The sequence below is a fragment of the Streptomyces sp. SM18 genome (assembly GCF_002910775.2).
Lineage (GTDB): Bacteria > Actinomycetota > Actinomycetes > Streptomycetales > Streptomycetaceae > Streptomyces > Streptomyces halstedii.
Genome location: NZ_CP029342.1, coordinates 7159149 through 7175568 on the forward strand (window position 1 = coordinate 7159149; position 16420 = coordinate 7175568).

Genomic DNA, 16420 nt, shown 5'->3' on the forward strand with positions numbered 1-16420 from the left:
CCGGCGGCGCCGGCGCCCGGAGGCGGCAGCCGCAGCGCTACAGCGACTCCTCCGGGCCCTCGTCGCCGTCCCCGCCCGCGCTCAGCTCCTCCGCGCGCAGGGCCAGGTCCTGGAGGACATCGGCGGACGTGACCTCCTCCTGCCCGGAATCATGCACCTGGGCGAGCGCGATGAAGGCCAGGGTGAAGGCGCCCACCAGCTGTTCGACCGCGCCGCCGACCTCGCGGCCCACGAGGAGCGCCACCTCCTCGACGGACGCGTCGCCGGAGATGGCGATGTGCGGCATCGTCTCGTTGAGGAGCGTGGTCACGATGCTCCCGCCCACGTCCGGATCGCCGCCGCCCATGTCCTGCTCGGCCTGGCGCTGCATCTCCCCGGCCTCCGTGAGGATGCCGATCACTCGCTTGAGGACTTCGCTCTGCTCCATATGGTGAGCATATGTGGCGGGGCCTTCCGTACCCGATCGTGGGACGGAGGTGTCCCCCGCGCGAGGTCGCGAACAAGCCTCCACTCCGGCCTTCGAGGTCCGTTTATTAAATTAGGGTAGAATTTAAGCAGTGAAAGAAGGAGACGCGGCGCGGCCGGGCCAGGATATGTTGCCGGTACGAAGGGAGCATCATGGCTGAGCGCAGCAGAAGGACCGTCCGTGACCTGAGAAGAGGCAACCGGTCCAGGGTCTTGCAGCGGTTGTACTTCGACGGCCCGTTGAGCCGTCAGGAACTGGGTCCGGCGACCGGCCTGAGTTCCGGTTCCATCAGCAACGTCGTCGCCGAACTCGCGACGGAGGGGCTCCTCCAGGAGGCGGGGATCGTCGACTCGGACGGTGGGCGCCCCCGTACGCTGCTGCGGGTCGCCCCGGACGGCGGGCTGTTCGTGGGCATCGACATCGGCGAGACCCGGGTCCGCATCGAGCTGTTCGACCTCTCGCTCACGGAACTCGCCCGCACCGACCGCCTGCTGGCCCAGCACGGTTACGACGTCGAGCGCATCGTCGGCCATGTCCGCACCGGCGTGTCGGACGTCCTGCGCGACGCCGGCGCCGACCCCGCGCGCCTGCTGGGGATCGGGATCGGCGTGCCCGGCATCATCGAACGCGACGCCCCGGAGGCGGCGGGCGGACCGGGTGCCGTCGTGCACGGGCCGACCATCGGATGGAGCGCTGTCCCCTTCGAACGCCTGCTCAGGGACGCCGTGGACGTGCCGCCGGAGGTGCCGTTCTTCATCGACAACGGCGCCCGGACGCTGGGCCAGGCCGAGATGTGGTTCGGCGGCGGCCGGGGAGCCCAGTCCGCCGCCGTGGCCCTGATCGGCTCGGGGGTGGGCGCCAGCGTGAACCGAGGCGACATGCTCGACCAGGACCTCTCGAACGCGGCCCTGGAATGGGGCCACACCACGGTGCAACTGCGGGGCCGCCGCTGCCGGTGCGGGTCGATCGGCTGCCTGGAGGCCTACGCCGGCGCGGAGGCCATGCGTGAGCGGTGGTACGAGGCCGGGGGACCGCTGCCCGAGGACACCGACGACGAGACCGCTCTCGCCGCCCTCCTGGAGGCCGCCCGGCCTGGACCCGACGGTCCCGGCCCGGACCCGGTGGCAGCCGCGATCCTGGACGAGACGGCCGAGTGCCTGGGGGCCGCCCTGGCCGACCTCATCAACCTCTTCCTGCCCGAACGCATCCTGCTCGGCGGCTGGGCGGGCCTGCTGATCGGCCCTCACCTGCTGCCGGAGATCCGGCGGTACGCCCAGGAGTACGCCCTCGGGCACGCGGCGGCCCGCACCACGATCGATCTGGGCCACCTGGGCCCGGACGCGGTGACGGTCGGTGCGGCGACGCTGCCCCTCTCGGACTTCCTCGCCCGGGGTGGCACCCGGCCCGCACCGGACCCGCGCGCCGGCACCAGGCCCGGCCCGGGACGCCTGCCGGCCCACAACTACAGTCGCGCCGCGACCGGCTGAGGGGGCGGCGCCACGCGGTGGCGTGGGCGCCGACCCAGTGCCGCACGGCGGCGGCCCACCCTGACGAGGACCCTGGCCGCCGGTCCGGGGCGCCGGTTCCGGGCGCCCCGGGGTGCTTACGCCGACGCCCGTACGACCAGTGTCGGCTCGAAGATCACGGACGTGGCCGGCCGTTCCGGCTCCGCCAGCCTGTCGAGCAGCAGCCGGGCCATCTCCGCGGCCATGTCCTCCACCGGCTGCCGCACCGTCGTGAGCGGCGGCCGGCACGCGGCGGCGGCCCCGCTGTCGTCGAACCCGACGACGGCGACGTCCTCCGGCACCCGCCTGCCGTGTTCCCGCAGCACATGGCAGGCGCCCGTCGCCATCAGGTCGTTCCCCGCGAACACCCCGTCCAGGCCGGGGTGCGCGGTCAGCAACCGCTCCATCGCGGCCTCGCCGCTCTCCTGGGTGAACCCGCCCTCGGCGACCGGGATGTACGGATGGCCGTGCCGCGCCATCGTCTCCTGGAACCCCGCGAGCCGGTCCGCTCCCGCCGGTATGTCCAACGGACCACTGATCGTGGCGATCCGGCGGCAGCCGCGGGCCAGCAGGTGTTCGGCCGCCAGCCGGGCCCCGTCCCGGTGCGCCAGGTCGACGTAGCTGATGCGCGCGGGCCGGGCGGGGCGTGCGTACAGCACGGCGGGCAGCCCGGCCTCCGCGACCAGGGCGGGCAACGGGTCCTCGGCGTGGGTGGACACGATCAGGGCCCCGTCGGCGCTGCCCTGGCGCAGGTACGACACCACGTCGTCCCGGGCCCAGGAGGCCTCGGCGAACATCAGCACCGGGTGTATCCCGCGCGGGCGCAGGTAGTCGACGACGCCCGTCACCACCCGCCCGAAGAACGGGTCCGCGAACACGCGCGCGGTGAACGACCCCTCGCCGCCCCGTCCCGCCGCGTCACCCTCCCCGGGCCGCTCCGCCTGCCCGCCCCCACCGGCCGCCGGTTCCACCCCCGTACCCGACACCACGAGGGCGACCGCGTCCGTGCGGCGGGTGACCAGGGAGCGGGCCGCGCGGTTGGGTGTGTAGCCCGTGACGGAAACGGCCTGGCGGACGGTCTCCTGGATCGCCGGATCGACGTTGCGCACGCCGTTGACGACCCGGGAGACCGTGGCGCGGGAGACACCCGCGGCCCGCGCCACGTCCTCCAGGGTGGGCGCGGCGCCGTCCGATCGCAGAGCATCCGTCATGAGCGCATTTATAGCATCAGGGAATGCACCATGGAGAGCGCTCTCCCACGCCTTGACGCCCGCAGCTCGGACCGCCCCCGCCCCGGACCGCCCCCCGCCTCCCGTACGCCCCCTCCCCGCACCTGCCTGCCACACGGACCGCCCACCGGGTACCCGGCCACCAGGATGCGGAGATCTCCGTTCCGCGAGCCCGCGCGCCCGCCCTCCCGCGCGTGCGCCGGGGCGCGCGTGCCAAGGCGTGGCCGCTCCCTTGTCATCACCCTCGTATGCCCATAAGTTGGCCGCTTGCGACGTGTCCTACTGCCAGTGGGGGAGCCAAGTCATGGCCGCGAACGGACGGCACCGCAGATATCAGCCCAGCCGGATCAACCGTGCCTCGCTCACGGTGACGGTGGGAGGCGCGGGCATCGCCCTCCCGTTACTCACGGCGGCCTCCGCCGGGGCCGCCTCGACCGATATGTGGGAGAAGGTGGCCGCCTGCGAATCGACGGGCGACTGGCACGTCAACACCGGCAACGGCTATTACGGCGGCCTCCAGTTCACCCGGTCGACATGGGCGGCGTACGGCGGCACGGTCTACGCGCCACGGGCCGATCTGGCCACCAGGGACCAGCAGATCGCCATCGCCGAGAAGGTGCTGGACGGGCAGGGACCGGGCGCCTGGCCCGCCTGCTCGGTGCGGGCCGGTCTGACGCGCGGTGGCGACGCACCCGACATCGCCCCGCAGACCCAGGGCAGCAGGCCCGCCGACGCGGGGAAGAAGGCGGAGAGCACACCGGCGCCCGCGGCGAAGACCACGCCGCAGAGCGCCAAGACCGCTTCCCCGACCTCGGTGCCGGGCGTCCGCGACTCGTACACGGTGGCCCGCGGTGACTCGCTCTCCGGCATAGCGGCCACCGAGCGGGTCCGGGGCGGCTGGCAGCGCCTCTACGCGGCCAACCGCACGGTGGTGGGTTCCGACCCGGACCTCATCCTTCCGGGACAGCGGCTCACCCTGGACACGACCGGCGCGCCGAAGCGCCCGGCCACCCCGAAGAGCACCCGGGAAGCCGCGCCGAAGACCGCCGAAAAGGCCCCGGAGCACAAGGCGGTCCCCAAGCAGACGGCCCCCAAGCAGACGGCCCCCAAGCAGGCGGCGTCCGAGAAGGCCGCTCCGAAGAAGGCGGCCCCGAAGCAGACGGCGAAGCCCGCGGCCAAGCAGCACTCGGGCCTCACCGCCCCGGTGTCCGCCCGTACCGGTACGCCCTACCACCAGTCCGGTTCCTGGGCGAGCGGCTACCACACGGGCGTCGACTTCCCCGTGCCCACCGGCACCTCGGTGAAGGCGGTGGCATCCGGCAAGGTCGTCTCGGCCGGCTGGGCGGGGGCGTACGGCTACCAGGTCGTGCTCCGGCACAGCGACGGCAAGTACAGCCAGTACGCGCACCTCTCCGCGCTGCACGTGCGCGAGGGCCAGCAGGTCGGCGGCGGACAGCGGATCGCCCGCTCCGGTTCCACCGGCAACAGCACGGGCCCGCACCTCCACTTCGAGGTCCGTACCGGTCCCGGCTACGGATCCGATGTCGACCCGCTCGCCTATCTGCGGGCAGGCGGCGTCAGCGTCTGAACCGGCCCGCCGGGCACCGGCCCGGCGGGTCTCGCGCTGAACTCGACCCGCCCGCCGTGCTCCAGGGGCATGGCCGAGGGAAGCGACGGGGCCGGAATCACGTCCGAAGGTCCCGTCGCCGGAGAGGTCAGCGGCTTCGCCGGCTCGGGCAGCACCACGACGACCGCCCCCTCGTCCGCGTCACCGGAAGCCTCCGCCCCGGGCCGGTGGCCGGCGCGCACCGGATCCGGGACGTGCCGGCTCCCCACCCGCTCCGTGGTCAGCAGGACCAGCCCGGCGGCGGCCAGCGCCCCGCAGCCCAGCGCGACCAGGGCCCCCGTCATCCCGTAGCGGAAGTCCTCGCCGAAGAAGGAGAGACCCACCGCGGCGGCCACCACCGGATTGACGACGGTGACCACCGCCAGCGGCGCGGTCAGCCCGGCACCCCGGTACGCCGCCTGCGAAAGCAGCAGACCGGCGGTCGCCAGCCCCGCGATGACCAGCAGCGTCGGCAGCCCCGAGCCGACCGCGCCGGTCGTCCACTCCACCGCCACCGTCTTGGTGAAGACCGAGGCCATACCGAACGCCATTCCGGCACCCGTGGCCAGCGCCACGCTGCGCCCCATGGGCCGGCGCAGCCCGGCCCCGAGCAGGAAGAGGGCGGCCACCGCGCCGAACGCCCCGACCGCCAGCGCGAACCGGTCCGGCCCGGACAGGGCGTGCGACCCCGCGCTGCCCGTGAGCGCCAGCAGCCCGGCCAGGCCGACCGTGGCCATCACGGCACCGCGCCACGCCGTACGCCCCGCTCTGCGGCGGACGAACAGCGCCGCCAACGGCAGCGCGAAGACGATCGTCAGGGCCCCCAAGGGCTGTACGAGGCTGAGCGGCCCGTACGCGAGCGCCACCACGTGGAGCAGCGCCCCCGCCCCGTTGAGCGCCACAGCCACCCACCAGACGCCGTTGCGCAGCGGCGCGAAAGCACGCCGCTCGTCGCCGGCGGCCACCCGTTCCTGGACGATCGCCCCGGCCGCGTAGGCGACCGCGGAGACCAGCGACAACAGCACGGACAGCGCAAGGGAACTCATGAACACCACGATGTCCCGTCGGAGCCTCCGCGTCGTCGTCCTTGAGGGGGCGATTTCGCGTACTGCTCCAGTAGTACGTCCATCATTTCCACGTCCTTTTCCTGACCGTAGTACGTCCCCTCCCGACCCTCATCGCGGCGGGCCGCCGGACCATGAGGTATCCACGGCGCGGACGCGCGTCACACGACGGCGCCCGCCCCCGGGGACCGTGACGTGGTCCGGGAACGGGCGCCGCGAGGCCGTCCGTGGTGTGCGGAGGGTTCAGGTGCTGAGTTCGAACTCCGCGCGGATGCGCTTGCCCACCGGCACGCGCTCCGCCGTCACGCGGTCGCAGAGCGCGACCACGATCTCCATGCCGTGCCCGCCCAACCGCGCCGGATCGGGGGAGTAGAGGACGGGGAGCGCCGTGCTGCTGTCGTAGACGGTGACGCTGATGCGCTGTGCGTTGCCCTCCAGCTCCAGCATGTACGGGCCGTGGCTGTAGCGGTCGGCGTTGGTGATGAGCTCGCTCACCGCCAGCATCAGATCGCTGCGGGTGTGGTCGCCGAGAACCGCCAGCCACTCCGCCACGAGGCGGGTCAGGAAGCGGTCGGCCAGCGCGCGGGCCTGCGCGATGCATCCCGGCTCACCGTCGAAGACCTCGGCGGTCAGCAGAACGTCCGGGGACGGCGCTCCCCGTACGGGGTCGTCCGGCCGTGTGGTGGCCTGTTCGTTCATGTGCTCCACCCAAGGCGCCGCAGGATGAGGCCGCGTCGTCGACCTCTTTCTCGCCGTTCGTCTACCCGCGTCGAGAGATCCCACTCCGGGGGATCTCTGAGATCTTACGCACGGCCGGGGAGCCGCACCACGCTGACGAAGAAGTCGTCGATCTGCCGCACCGCGCCGATGAACTGCTCCAGGTCGACCGGCTTGGTGACATAGGCGTTGGCGTGCAGTTTGTAGCTGCGCAGGATGTCCTCCTCGGCGGAGGACGTGGTGAGCACCACGACCGGGATGAGTGCCAGTTCAGGGTCGGTCTTGATCTTCTCCAGCACCTGCCGCCCGTCGTACCTGGGCAGGTTGAGGTCGAGAAGGACCAGATCCGGCCGAGGGGCGTCGGTGTGCTCGCCCTGGCGGTAGAGGAAGTCCAGCGCCTCCTGGCCGTCGCGTACCACGTGCAGCGTGTTGCGGATCTTGTTGTCCTCGAACGCCTCACGCGTCATCAGTTCGTCGCCCGGGTCGTCCTCGACGAGCAGGACCTCGATGGGCTGTACCGGGTCGTTCACGGGGTGTCTCCCGACTGGGGGGTGAGCAGGGCGGGTGAGAGAAGTTCGGCCGTGGTGTGCGTGGGCGCGTCGGGACGGACGGGCAGGGTGAAGTGGATCAGTGTGCCCTCGGTGGGCTCCGGATCCAGCCAGATCCGGCCACCGTGGAACTCGATGATCTTCCGGCAGAGGGACAGGCCGATGCCGGTGCCCTCGTACTCGTCGCGGGCGTGCAGGCGCTGGAAGATGACGAACACCTTGTCCGAGAACTCCGGGGCGATGCCGATCCCGTTGTCGGCGACCGTGAGGTGCCAGTCCTCGCCCTCCCGCACACACCCGATGGTGATCCGGCAGGGCACGTCGGGGCGGCGGAACTTGATCGCGTTGCCGATCAGGTTCTGCCAGACCATCGCCAGCGTGGTGGCGTCGCCCAGCAGCTCCGGAAGCGGGTTCTCGCGTACGACGGTGGCCCCCGCGTCCTCGACGGCCAGGGTGAGGTTGCCCAGGGCCCGGTCCAGGGAGCGGTCGAGATCCACTGGCTTCCAGCTCTCCTGGACCCGCCCCACCCGGGAGAAGGTCAGCAGATCGTTGATGAGTACCTGCATGCGCTTGGCGCCGTCGACCGCGAAGGCGATGTACTGCTTGCCGCGGTCGTCCAGTTCCGTGCCGTACCGCTTCTCCAGCAACTGGCAGAAGGAGGCCACCTTGCGCAGCGGCTCCTGGAGGTCGTGCGAGGCGACGTACGCGAACTGCTCCAGCTCCGAGTTGGAGCGGCGCAGCTCTCCGGTCTGCTCGGCCAGCAGGGTCTCCCGCTCCTGGGATTCGGCGAGTTCCGCCGCCAGGCGGCGGCGCATGTCCTCGACGGCGGCCGCGACCGCCCGGACGTCCGACGGACCGTGTACCTCGATGCGGTTCCCGAAGGCACCCGACCGCACCGCGCCGGACGCGGCGGCCAGGGCGTTCAGCGGCCGGCCCACGATCCGGTGGAGCAGCAGGCTGAGCACCACGACGGCCAGCACCGAACCGGCCACCAGCGCCCACAGCACCCGGTCGCGGGTGGCGCGGGCGGCGTCGAGCTCCGCGCGGGCCTGGTCGCGTGCCGTGTCCAGATGGGCCTGCAACGTCGTGTTCAGCTGCCGCAGCGTGTCGAACTCCGCCTTGCTGCGGCCGATCGGGGCCGACGACTCACGGGCCGGACCGTTCTCGCCCACCGAGGCGATCAGCGGCCCGGCGCGCCGGTCCCGCCACTCGTCGGCGGCCTCCTCGATCCGGTCGAGGTCGTCGGCGAACGGCTGCTCGTTCCCGACCAGCTGGCGCACCCGGCCGAGCCTGAGCCGCTCGGCCGCCATCCCCGCCTCGTACGGTTCCAGGAAGGAGGCGTCCCCGGTGAGCGCGTATCCGCGTACCCCCGTCTCCTGGTCCAGCAGCGAGGTCTGCAACTGGTACGACGAGGAGCGGGCGGGCTGGATGCGGTCGACCAGCTCCGTCGTCCGGTCGGACATACGGGACATGACGACTCCGCCCACGACGACGCAGCCGCAGACCACCAGCACGAAGCCGGCCAGGATCAGATGGACCCAGTTCTGCACGGACAGCCAGGACGCGAGGCCGGGCCGTCCGGTGGTGTCCGCGGTGTTCTGGTCACTCATGCGTTCCGCCAGCCCAGATGCAGAACGGCCACGTCGTCCGCGAGGCCTCCGTACGGCGAGGCCCTCTCGGTGGCCTCGGCGACCAGCGTGTCGACGAACGCGCGCGGCTCCAGCGATCCGTGCCGCGCGGCCATCTCCAGCAGCCCTTCCTCGCCCAGCCGTGTCTGCGGCCCGGTGCGGCCCTCGAACAGGCCGTCGGTGAACAGGACGAGTTCGCTGTCCGGGTACAGCTCCAGGTCGGTGAGCGTCCAGCGGCCGAGTCCGGGCATCAGCCCCAGGGCGATGCCCGTGTCGGGCTCCACCCAGCTGACGTCCGTACCGCGCCGCAGCAGCATGCCGGGATGCCCGGCCCGCGCGACCCGGACCCGGTCCCGCTCCGGTGGGAAGACCAGCGTGGTCACGGTGGCGAAGACATGGGGATCGGACCGCTCGGCGACGAGTATCTCCTCCAGGAGACCGATCTTCTCCAACTGCGTGACACCGGTCAGCACCGCGGTCCGCCAGGCCACCCGCAGACAGACGCCGAGCGCCGCCTCCGCCGCGCCGTGCCCCGACACATCGCCGATCACGGCGTGCACCGCGCCGTCGGCGGTCTGCACGACGTCGTAGAAGTCGCCGCTCAGCAGCCCGTGGGCCCGGCCGGCCTCGTACCGCGCGGCGACGCCGAAGCCATCGTCGTGCAGCAGCGGGATCGGCAGCAGCGCGCGCTCCAGCCGGGCGTTCTCCTGGGCTATGAGCTGACTGGTCCGGATCGCCGACGCCACCCGCTCGGCGTTCTTGCGCTGGAGGGCGTAGCGGACCGCGCGTCCCAGCGACTCGGGATCGATCCGGTCCTTGACCAGGTAGTCCTGGGCGCCGTGCGCCACCGCGGACAGACCGGTCTCCGCCTCGGCCAGACCGGTCAGGACGACGACGGCGGCGTCCGGCGCCGAATCGACGAGCTGGCGGACGGCGTCGAGGCCGTGCACGTCGGGCAGGTGCAGGTCCAGCAGGACGCACACGGGGGTGTTGTTCGTACGCAGGAACCGCCGTGCCTCCGCCAGCGTCTTGCACCAGGTGAGGGTGGAGTCCACCTCGCTGTCGGCCAGCATCTCCTCGACGAGCAGGGCGTCCCCGGCGTCGTCCTCGACCAGGAGGATGGCCGCGCCGAGATCCCACACGGAGGTATCGGCGGTGGCGGAGCCCGCGTTCTGCGCCGGGATCCCGGTGGGCCCCATCAGACGCGCGGACGCGCCCAACGGCAGCTCGATCACGCTCGATCCCCTCCGACGGACGGACGGCACGGGGACACCCCGTGCCGTTTCGCCTGGAAGCATATGTGACTGATGCCCGGCAGTACGCCGGGCATCAGCAATCCGGGACGTGACTTTTCCCGCTCAGGCCTCGACGCACATCCCCGTACGCAGCCGTCGCACGATCCTGCTGAGCAGCCGCGAGACGTGCATCTGCGAGACGCCGAGCTCCGCGCCGATCTGGGCCTGGGTCATCTCCTGTCCGAACCGCATCCGCACGATGGCCCGCTCGCGGTCGTCCAGCTGGCGCAGCAAGGGGGCCAGCGCGTGCAGGTTCTCGACACTCTCCATGCCCGGGTCGTCCTCGCCGAGCAGATCCGCGTACGCCCGCTGCTCGTTGCCGGACTCGCTGTCGGCGCTCGGGGTGTCGAGCGAGCCCGCCGAGTAGCCGTTGGCGGCGACCAGGCCTTCGATGATCTCCTCCTCGGAGAGATCCAGGCGCGCGGCCAGCTCGGCGACCGTCGGATCGCGGTCGAGGTCGGCCGACAGGGCCTCCTTCGCCTTCGCGAGCTCCACCCGCAACTCCTGGAGCCGGCGCGGCACATGGACGGACCAGGTGGTGTCGCGGAAGAACCGCTTGATCTCACCGACGATGTACGGCACCGCGAAGGTGGCGAACTCGACCTCGCGCGAGAGGTCGAACCGGTCGATCGCCTTGATCAGGCCGATCGTGCCGACCTGGATGATGTCCTCGGTGTCGTCCCCGCCCCGGTTGCGGAACCGGGACGCGGCGAAGCGCACCAGTGAGAGATTCATCTCGATCAGGGTGTTGCGCGCGTACTGGTAGTCGTGGGTGCCCTCTTCGAGGGTCTGGAGCCGGTCGAAGAAGAGCTTCGACATCGCCCGGGCGTCCTGCGGCGCCACCTTCCCGGCGTCCTCGATCCACGGGAGCACGGCCTCGTGGGAACCCGTGTCCGCCTCGTCGCGCCGCTCTGTCGCGGTGCCGATCGCTTCGGTGGTCCGCACTGACATGGCCGTCATGGTCACCCTCCCTGGATCCGGTGTATCGATCGGCACCTTCCCGCCCTCGCCGAAGTCATGCCCCCGGATTCCGAGATGTTCTCCGGACGGGCGCGTCGCGCGGTCACGAGCGGCCACGAGCGGCCTTCAGATGTGCCGCTTCATCACGTGTCGCGTTGATGTGCCCGAGAGGAAAGGGCACGGATGTGTGAGCCGGCTCTCGCTCCGGGCACGCCTGGACCGGCTGCCCTGATCGCGGTGGCACGGTCTGATCGTGATCGGCCTCGGGACCGGCATCGCGACCCAGCCCTCCGCCAGGAAGGAGGACGTCTGCCCGGCTCGAACAGGGCGACGTGGGACTCATGGCAGACTTGACCGGGGCATCCGGCCCGTGTGCGCCTGCCCTCGCCGGCTCCCGGCCGGACTCCTGCCCACCGAAGCCCGACAAGCGGCATGAGCGACGAGTGACAGAGGAACGGCCATGACGGTGACCAAGGACAGCCCGGAGTCCGCTCCCGGGACCGACGGGTTCGGTCCCGGCGTCGACCCCGAGCGGCTGGCCGTCTGCCTGAGCGTGCTGGACGAACTGGACTCCATCGACGTCGACCACCCCGACGCCATCGCCGTACGCAGGGCCACCGCCGGTGTCTACCGCACGGTCAAGCAGCGCCGCCGCCAGGAGCGCCGGGCCGCCAAGACCGCGCACGACAAGGCCGTCACCGAGGCCACCGCGACCGGCTCCGCCGAGCGCATCGACGACGAGACGCAGGGCGTGCTCCCCTCCTCCACGGCGACCGCCGAGATCGCCGGCATCCTCCGGCGCCCGAGGTCCTGCTACATCTGCAAGACCCGGTACGTCGAGGTGGACGCCTTCTACCACCAGCTCTGCCAGAACTGCGCCGCCGAGAACCGCGCCCGCCGCGACGCCCGCACCGACCTCACCGGCCGCCGCGCCCTGCTCACCGGTGGCCGCGCCAAGATCGGCATGTACATCGCGCTGCGGCTGCTCCGTGACGGCGCGCACACCACCGTCACCACCCGGTTCCCCAACGACGCGATCCGCCGCTTCAAGGCGATGCCGGACAGCGACGAGTGGATCCACCGGCTGAAGATCGTCGGCATCGACCTGCGCGACCCCGCCCAGGTCGTCGCGCTCGCCGACTCGGTCGCCGCCGAAGGACCGCTGGACATCCTGATCAACAACGCCGCCCAGACGGTGCGCCGCTCCCCGCAGGCCTACGGGGAGCTGGTGAACGCCGAGTCCGCGCCGCTGCCGGCCGGCGCGCTGCCCGCCGCCGAGGTGATCGGCACGTTCAACAGCGGCACCGTCGACCGGGTCGCCGCCATCCCCGCCGCCCGCACGGAGAGCGGGGGCCTGACCGCGAACGACGTCACCGACCTCGCCCTGGTCACCGGGTCCGCATCGCCGGCCCGCATCGCCGCCGGCACGGCGATCGACGCGGGCGGCCTGGTGCCCGACCTGCACGACACCAACAGCTGGATCCAGACCGTCGAGGAGGTCGAGCCGATCGAGCTCCTCGAAGTCCAGCTCTGCAACTCCACGGCACCCTTCATCCTCATCAGCCGGCTCCGCCCCGCGATGGCGGCGACGGCGTCGAAGCGCGCCTACGTGGTGAACGTCTCCGCCATGGAGGGCGTTTTCGGCCGCGGCTACAAGGGGGCGGGCCACCCGCACACCAACATGGCCAAGGCCGCCCTGAACATGCTCACCCGCACCAGCGCCCAGGAGATGTTCGAGAAGGACCGCATCCTGATGACGGCCGTGGACACCGGCTGGATCACCGACGAGCGGCCCCACCCCGACAAGATGCGCCTCGCCGAGGAGGGCTTCCACGCCCCGCTCGACCTGATCGACGGCGCCGCCCGCGTCTACGACCCCATCGTGCGCGGTGAGGCCGGCGAGGAGCTGTACGGCTGCTTCCTGAAGGACTACGCGCCCGCCGGCTGGTGACCGGCGCCCCCACATACCACGGCGCCACGGCGGCGCGCCCGGATCACCCCCGGGCGCGGCGCCGTTCTTCACGGCTGACCCCCCGCTCGTTGGCTGAAAGTGATCCAGGCCATACGTTCTGTCGAGCGGGACGGCGCTCATTTGGTTACGCTGAAGCGAACGGACGTCACCAAGGAATCCACGAAACTTCCTCGGCCGTCCTGGGACAGGTCTTCAAACAGGCCGGCCGTCCCGCCCCGTAACGGCGCCACCGCGACCGAACTGTTTCTGCCCCTGCCCCGCAGGAGCGGTCGACACGGTTCCCACAGCCGCAGCGTCGCCACCGCCCCGGGGTTACGCGACACAAAAGGAGTCCGCGGTGACACCTGAAACGACCACGAGCGAGCAGCCCCCCGCCGGTCCCACCGGAGAACCGGCCGCCCAGCCACACAAGCTCCGCAACATCGAGGTCTGGGCCAGGTCCGCTCCGATCAGACTGGCCGGGTACGAGGACGACCTGGCCGAGCCGCACATCCTGCCCGGAATCGACTGACGGCCGACACCGCTCCCGCCGCACGCGGACCGGGCCCCCGTTCCACGGAGGTCCGGTTCTCGCCGTGTCAGGGCTGCCGCCCCGGAGGCCGGAGCGGTACCGGCCGGGCCACCGGGGGCATGAAGTCCCGCACATAGGTCCGACGCCACCAGCGGCCGGTCGTCCGCAGCTCGTGCCGGTCGGTGAACTCGTAGCGGAAGACCCGGGCGCGGATGTGGGCCGGAGGACCGTCCGGGAACGGGTTGTGGCGCAGCAGCCGCAGGGTGTCCCGGTCCCCTCGCAGCAGCCGCTCGACGAACGGCCCGAACCAGGAGCGCGCGTACGCGGGGGAGAGCGCGGCGAACCACATCATCCAGTCGAGCCGCAGATGGTACGGCGCGAACTGCCGCGGCATCCTGCGCGGATCGCCCGGCTTGCCCCGGAAGCCGTACTCATGCCACCGGGTCCCCTCGTGGATCACGGATTCGTCCGTCCCTTCCACCACCACCTCCAGGCGCGTCCGGCTGATGCTGCCGAACGCCCCGTAGGTGTTGACCAGGTGCAAGGGGTCGAAGGACCGGTTCATCACCTGGCGGCGGGAGACGAGGTTGCGCGCCGGGCGGTAGCTGAGGGCGACCACGAGCACGGTGGCCGCGATGACCACCACCTCGTACCAGAGGGGTGGCGCGGGCCGCGCGGGCGGCGGCCCGGACCACGGGGCCCAGTCGATCGCGGAGAGCGCGATGACGATCGTCAGCCAGTTCAGCCAGGCGAAGTTGCCCGAGAGCACCAGCCACAGCTGGGTCAGGACCATCAGGCCGGCGGCGGCGCCGGCCACCGGTTGCGGCGTGAAGAGCAGGAAGGGCACCACGAGCTGGGTGACGTGGTTGGCCGCCACCTCCGCCCGGTGCACCGGCTTGGGCAGATGGTGGAAGAACCAGCTCAGCGGCCCCGGCATCGGCTGGGTCTCATGGTGGAAATCCAGACAGGTCAGCCGGCGCCAGCAGGCGTCCCCCCGCATCTTGATGAGACCGGCGCCGAACTCCAGCCGGAAGAGCAGCCAGCGCAGCAGCCACAGGACGAGTACCGGGGGAGCCGTGTCCGCGTTGCCGAGGAGGACGGCGAGGAATCCGGTCTCCAGCAGCAGCGATTCCCAGCCGAAGCCGTACCAGACCTGGCCGACCTGGACGATCGACAGGTAGAGCACCCAGGGCACCGCCCACAGCAGCATCGCGGCCCACAGCGGGACGTGTCCGTCGGCACCCGCGATCAGGGCGAGCGAGAGCGCGGTGCCGGTCCAGGCGACCGCCGCGAAGAAACGGTCGGAGTAGTGGAGCCGGAAGAGGCCGGGCGCCGCCCGCCACGGGGTGCGGCGCAGCAGTTCGGGCACGGGAAGCATGCCCCGCGTGCCGATCAGCGCCCGGAACTGGAGCGCGGCGGAGAGGAAGGCGACCAGGTAGACGGTGGCGAGGGCCCGCTGGAAGACCGTCCGGCTGAGCTCGTACCCGTCTGCGGTGAACCACTGCATCGCCCCCAGTATCGGACCGGATCAGCCCGCGGACACGCATTCGCGCAGCGAGTCGCCCAGCCGGCGCGCGTACAGGCGCTGGAGGACCGGGACCAGGGGGCCGCCGAGGCGGGCGTACCAGGAGGCGGGACGGGAGAAGGCGATGACCGTGAACCACACGGTGCCGTCCTCGGCCAGTTCCACCACGAAGCACTCCTCGCCCCGTTCCGGGTGGCGCGCGGTGGTCCCGTAGGCGAAGCCGGCGCGGGTCTCGCCGTACTCGGCCCAGACGACCTCGCAGTGCGCGGTGAAGCGGAGCGGGCCGACGCCGAGCGACACCGCGACGGTGACCTGGGCGTCGGCCCGCGCGGCGGAGGCGCGCACCCGGGCTCCGGAGGCCCGGTGCATCCGCCATTCGGTGACGGCGGCCGCCGCCGCGGCGAAGTCCGCCCGCCCCCGGCCGACGGCGGCCCGGTGGCGCAGATGGTGGTAGCCGTCCGGCAGCGGCCCGTGGCGGGTGGCTCCGACCTCGGGGTACGTCAGGGTGGTCATGCGGTCCTGCCTTCCGGGTGGGTGGGGTGCTGGAGGCGGCGCAGGGCGAGCAGCGAACAGAGGGCGAAGCCCAGCGCGTTGCCCACGCCGTGGGTGGCGGCCATCCAGGTCAGGCTGGGGTGGGGCAGCCCGGTGGCCTCGCCGAGTGCCCAGCTCAGCGCGAGCGCCATGGTCGCCACGAGGACGGCGGCCGAGGCGGTGAGCAGGATCCGGGTGACGCGGTCCCGGCCCACACCGAGGGCGGTGCGCCGGGTGAGCAGGGCGACCGCCCACATCCCGGCGGTCAGCACGACGGCCCCGGCCAGTTCGGCCAGGTCGCCGATGAAGTAACCGGCCAGCACGAGCAGGGTGCCCAGGGGGACGCTCAGCGCGGCGAACCGGCCCACCGGGTTGTCGTCCCCGGCCCGGCAGACCAGCCCCGCGACCAGGGCGGCGGCGAAGCCGGCGAAGTGGAAGTGCGGGACGGTGAGCGCCAGGATGCCGAGCCCGAAGCCGAAGAGTTCGTGGCCGGACCGCTCGGCGACCAGGGCGAGGGCCGCCACCGAGGGGGTGACCAGCGCGGTGAACAGGGCGATCTCGGCCGGGCCGGCGCCGCGGGTACGTGCCAGGCGCAGGGGCGCGTGGGCGGCCAGGATCAGGGTCCCCAGGGCGTAGCAGGCCGCCGCCGCGGTCGCGGCGGTGCCGCGGGGCAGCCACAGGGCCACGGCGCCCGGCACGGCGAACAGCGGCCACAGGCGGCGTATCCGCGCGAGCGCGGGGTCCCCGACGAGCCCCAGGCCGGCGGGCACGATCACGAGCATCCCCAGCATCACGACGAGCCCCACCAGAACAGACATCACGCCTCCGGCCCACCACTGATTTGAACGCGTTCAATTGCCGAT

General features: G+C 72.1%; 15 protein-coding genes. 4 read left to right on the top strand and 11 right to left on the bottom strand.

All coding sequences use genetic code 11. The features are described from left to right. Positions 1 to 37: 37 nt before the first annotated feature. On the bottom strand, positions 38 to 427 hold the full coding sequence (locus B9S64_RS31795) for a hypothetical protein (RefSeq protein WP_028440531.1): 390 nt from the start codon (positions 425 to 427) through the stop codon (positions 38 to 40). Between the two features lie 191 nt (positions 428 to 618). Between B9S64_RS31795 and B9S64_RS31800 the strand changes: the two genes are divergently transcribed. Continuing rightward, a complete protein-coding gene (locus B9S64_RS31800) occupies positions 619 to 1953 on the top strand; it encodes an ROK family transcriptional regulator (RefSeq protein ID WP_103488908.1) in 1335 nt (444 codons plus the stop codon). 116 nt (positions 1954 to 2069) lie between these two features. On the opposite strand, the gene B9S64_RS31805 is transcribed toward B9S64_RS31800, so the two are convergent. Next, positions 2070 to 3182 (bottom strand): LacI family DNA-binding transcriptional regulator, encoded by a 1113-nt coding sequence (locus tag B9S64_RS31805; protein WP_103488909.1) that lies wholly within the window; start codon positions 3180 to 3182, stop codon positions 2070 to 2072. 322 nt (positions 3183 to 3504) lie between these two features. Here B9S64_RS31805 and B9S64_RS31810 point away from each other — a divergent pair, with 322 nt between their 5' ends. Continuing rightward, positions 3505 to 4788: a transglycosylase family protein gene (locus B9S64_RS31810; protein ID WP_103488910.1), complete on the top strand. Its 1284-nt coding sequence runs from the start codon at positions 3505 to 3507 to the stop codon at positions 4786 to 4788. Here B9S64_RS31810 and B9S64_RS31815 read toward each other — a convergent pair. From B9S64_RS31815 to B9S64_RS31840, 6 genes are all read right to left on the bottom strand, one after another. Next, entirely contained in the window at positions 4758 to 5852 is a 1095-nt protein-coding gene (locus tag B9S64_RS31815) for a DMT family transporter (protein ID WP_103488928.1), read from the bottom strand. The genes B9S64_RS31810 and B9S64_RS31815 overlap by 31 nt on opposite strands. Positions 5853 to 6113: 261 nt before the next feature. Further along, positions 6114 to 6569 carry an ATP-binding protein gene (locus B9S64_RS31820; protein WP_103488911.1) on the bottom strand — a complete coding sequence of 152 codons (456 nt, stop codon included), beginning with the start codon at positions 6567 to 6569 and terminating at the stop codon, positions 6114 to 6116. Between the two features lie 104 nt (positions 6570 to 6673). After that, positions 6674 to 7117, bottom strand: a complete 444-nt coding sequence (locus tag B9S64_RS31825; RefSeq protein WP_028440526.1) for a response regulator — start codon at positions 7115 to 7117, stop codon at positions 6674 to 6676. Next, the gene (locus tag B9S64_RS31830; protein ID WP_103488912.1) at positions 7114 to 8745 is read right to left on the bottom strand and encodes an ATP-binding protein; all 1632 of its coding nucleotides are present in this window, start codon (positions 8743 to 8745) and stop codon (positions 7114 to 7116) included. The genes B9S64_RS31825 and B9S64_RS31830 overlap by 4 nt, the downstream gene beginning before the upstream one ends. Beyond that, a complete protein-coding gene (locus B9S64_RS31835) occupies positions 8742 to 9962 on the bottom strand; it encodes a PP2C family protein-serine/threonine phosphatase (protein ID WP_181012128.1) in 1221 nt (406 codons plus the stop codon). Before B9S64_RS31835 ends, B9S64_RS31830 begins: the two co-directional genes overlap by 4 nt. Before the next feature lie 159 nt (positions 9963 to 10121). Then, positions 10122 to 11018: an RNA polymerase sigma factor SigF gene (locus B9S64_RS31840; protein ID WP_103488914.1), complete on the bottom strand. Its 897-nt coding sequence runs from the start codon at positions 11016 to 11018 to the stop codon at positions 10122 to 10124. 460 nt (positions 11019 to 11478) lie between these two features. Here B9S64_RS31840 and B9S64_RS31845 point away from each other — a divergent pair, with 460 nt between their 5' ends. Both B9S64_RS31845 and B9S64_RS34690 read left to right on the top strand, forming a co-directional pair. Next, a complete protein-coding gene (locus tag B9S64_RS31845; RefSeq protein WP_103488915.1) occupies positions 11479 to 12969 on the top strand; it encodes an SDR family NAD(P)-dependent oxidoreductase in 1491 nt (496 codons plus the stop codon). Between the two features lie 358 nt (positions 12970 to 13327). After that, positions 13328 to 13501, top strand: a complete 174-nt coding sequence (locus B9S64_RS34690) for a hypothetical protein (protein WP_167344444.1) — start codon at positions 13328 to 13330, stop codon at positions 13499 to 13501. Between the two features lie 67 nt (positions 13502 to 13568). Here the strand turns inward: B9S64_RS34690 and B9S64_RS31850 are convergent, their stop codons facing one another. From B9S64_RS31850 to B9S64_RS31860, 3 genes are read right to left on the bottom strand one after another with little or no spacing between them, the layout of a single operon-like run. Then, positions 13569 to 15008 (bottom strand): lipase maturation factor family protein, encoded by a 1440-nt coding sequence (locus B9S64_RS31850; RefSeq protein ID WP_103488916.1) that lies wholly within the window; start codon positions 15006 to 15008, stop codon positions 13569 to 13571. A 21-nt stretch (positions 15009 to 15029) separates the two neighbouring features. Continuing rightward, positions 15030 to 15539, bottom strand: a complete 510-nt coding sequence (locus B9S64_RS31855) for a DUF1990 family protein (protein WP_103488917.1) — start codon at positions 15537 to 15539, stop codon at positions 15030 to 15032. Next, entirely contained in the window at positions 15536 to 16375 is an 840-nt protein-coding gene (locus B9S64_RS31860; protein ID WP_103488918.1) for a YndJ family protein, read from the bottom strand. Before B9S64_RS31860 ends, B9S64_RS31855 begins: the two co-directional genes overlap by 4 nt. Positions 16376 to 16420 lie beyond the last annotated feature (45 nt).

Coding starts and splice junctions, on each gene's coding strand:
- B9S64_RS31820 (WP_103488911.1), bottom strand. CDS start 6,569: ATGAACGAACAGGCCACCACACGGCCGGACGACCCCGTACGGGGAGCG.
- B9S64_RS31835 (WP_181012128.1), bottom strand. CDS start 9,962: ATGGGGCCCACCGGGATCCCGGCGCAGAACGCGGGCTCCGCCACCGCC.
- B9S64_RS31855 (WP_103488917.1), bottom strand. CDS start 15,539: ATGACCACCCTGACGTACCCCGAGGTCGGAGCCACCCGCCACGGGCCG.
- B9S64_RS31795 (WP_028440531.1), bottom strand. CDS start 427: ATGGAGCAGAGCGAAGTCCTCAAGCGAGTGATCGGCATCCTCACGGAG.
- B9S64_RS31805 (WP_103488909.1), bottom strand. CDS start 3,182: ATGACGGATGCTCTGCGATCGGACGGCGCCGCGCCCACCCTGGAGGAC.
- B9S64_RS31815 (WP_103488928.1), bottom strand. CDS start 5,852: ATGAGTTCCCTTGCGCTGTCCGTGCTGTTGTCGCTGGTCTCCGCGGTC.
- B9S64_RS31850 (WP_103488916.1), bottom strand. CDS start 15,008: ATGCAGTGGTTCACCGCAGACGGGTACGAGCTCAGCCGGACGGTCTTC.
- B9S64_RS31830 (WP_103488912.1), bottom strand. CDS start 8,745: ATGAGTGACCAGAACACCGCGGACACCACCGGACGGCCCGGCCTCGCG.
- B9S64_RS31845 (WP_103488915.1), top strand. CDS start 11,479: ATGACGGTGACCAAGGACAGCCCGGAGTCCGCTCCCGGGACCGACGGG.
- B9S64_RS31800 (WP_103488908.1), top strand. CDS start 619: ATGGCTGAGCGCAGCAGAAGGACCGTCCGTGACCTGAGAAGAGGCAAC.
- B9S64_RS31810 (WP_103488910.1), top strand. CDS start 3,505: ATGGCCGCGAACGGACGGCACCGCAGATATCAGCCCAGCCGGATCAAC.
- B9S64_RS31860 (WP_103488918.1), bottom strand. CDS start 16,375: ATGTCTGTTCTGGTGGGGCTCGTCGTGATGCTGGGGATGCTCGTGATC.
- B9S64_RS31840 (WP_103488914.1), bottom strand. CDS start 11,018: ATGACGGCCATGTCAGTGCGGACCACCGAAGCGATCGGCACCGCGACA.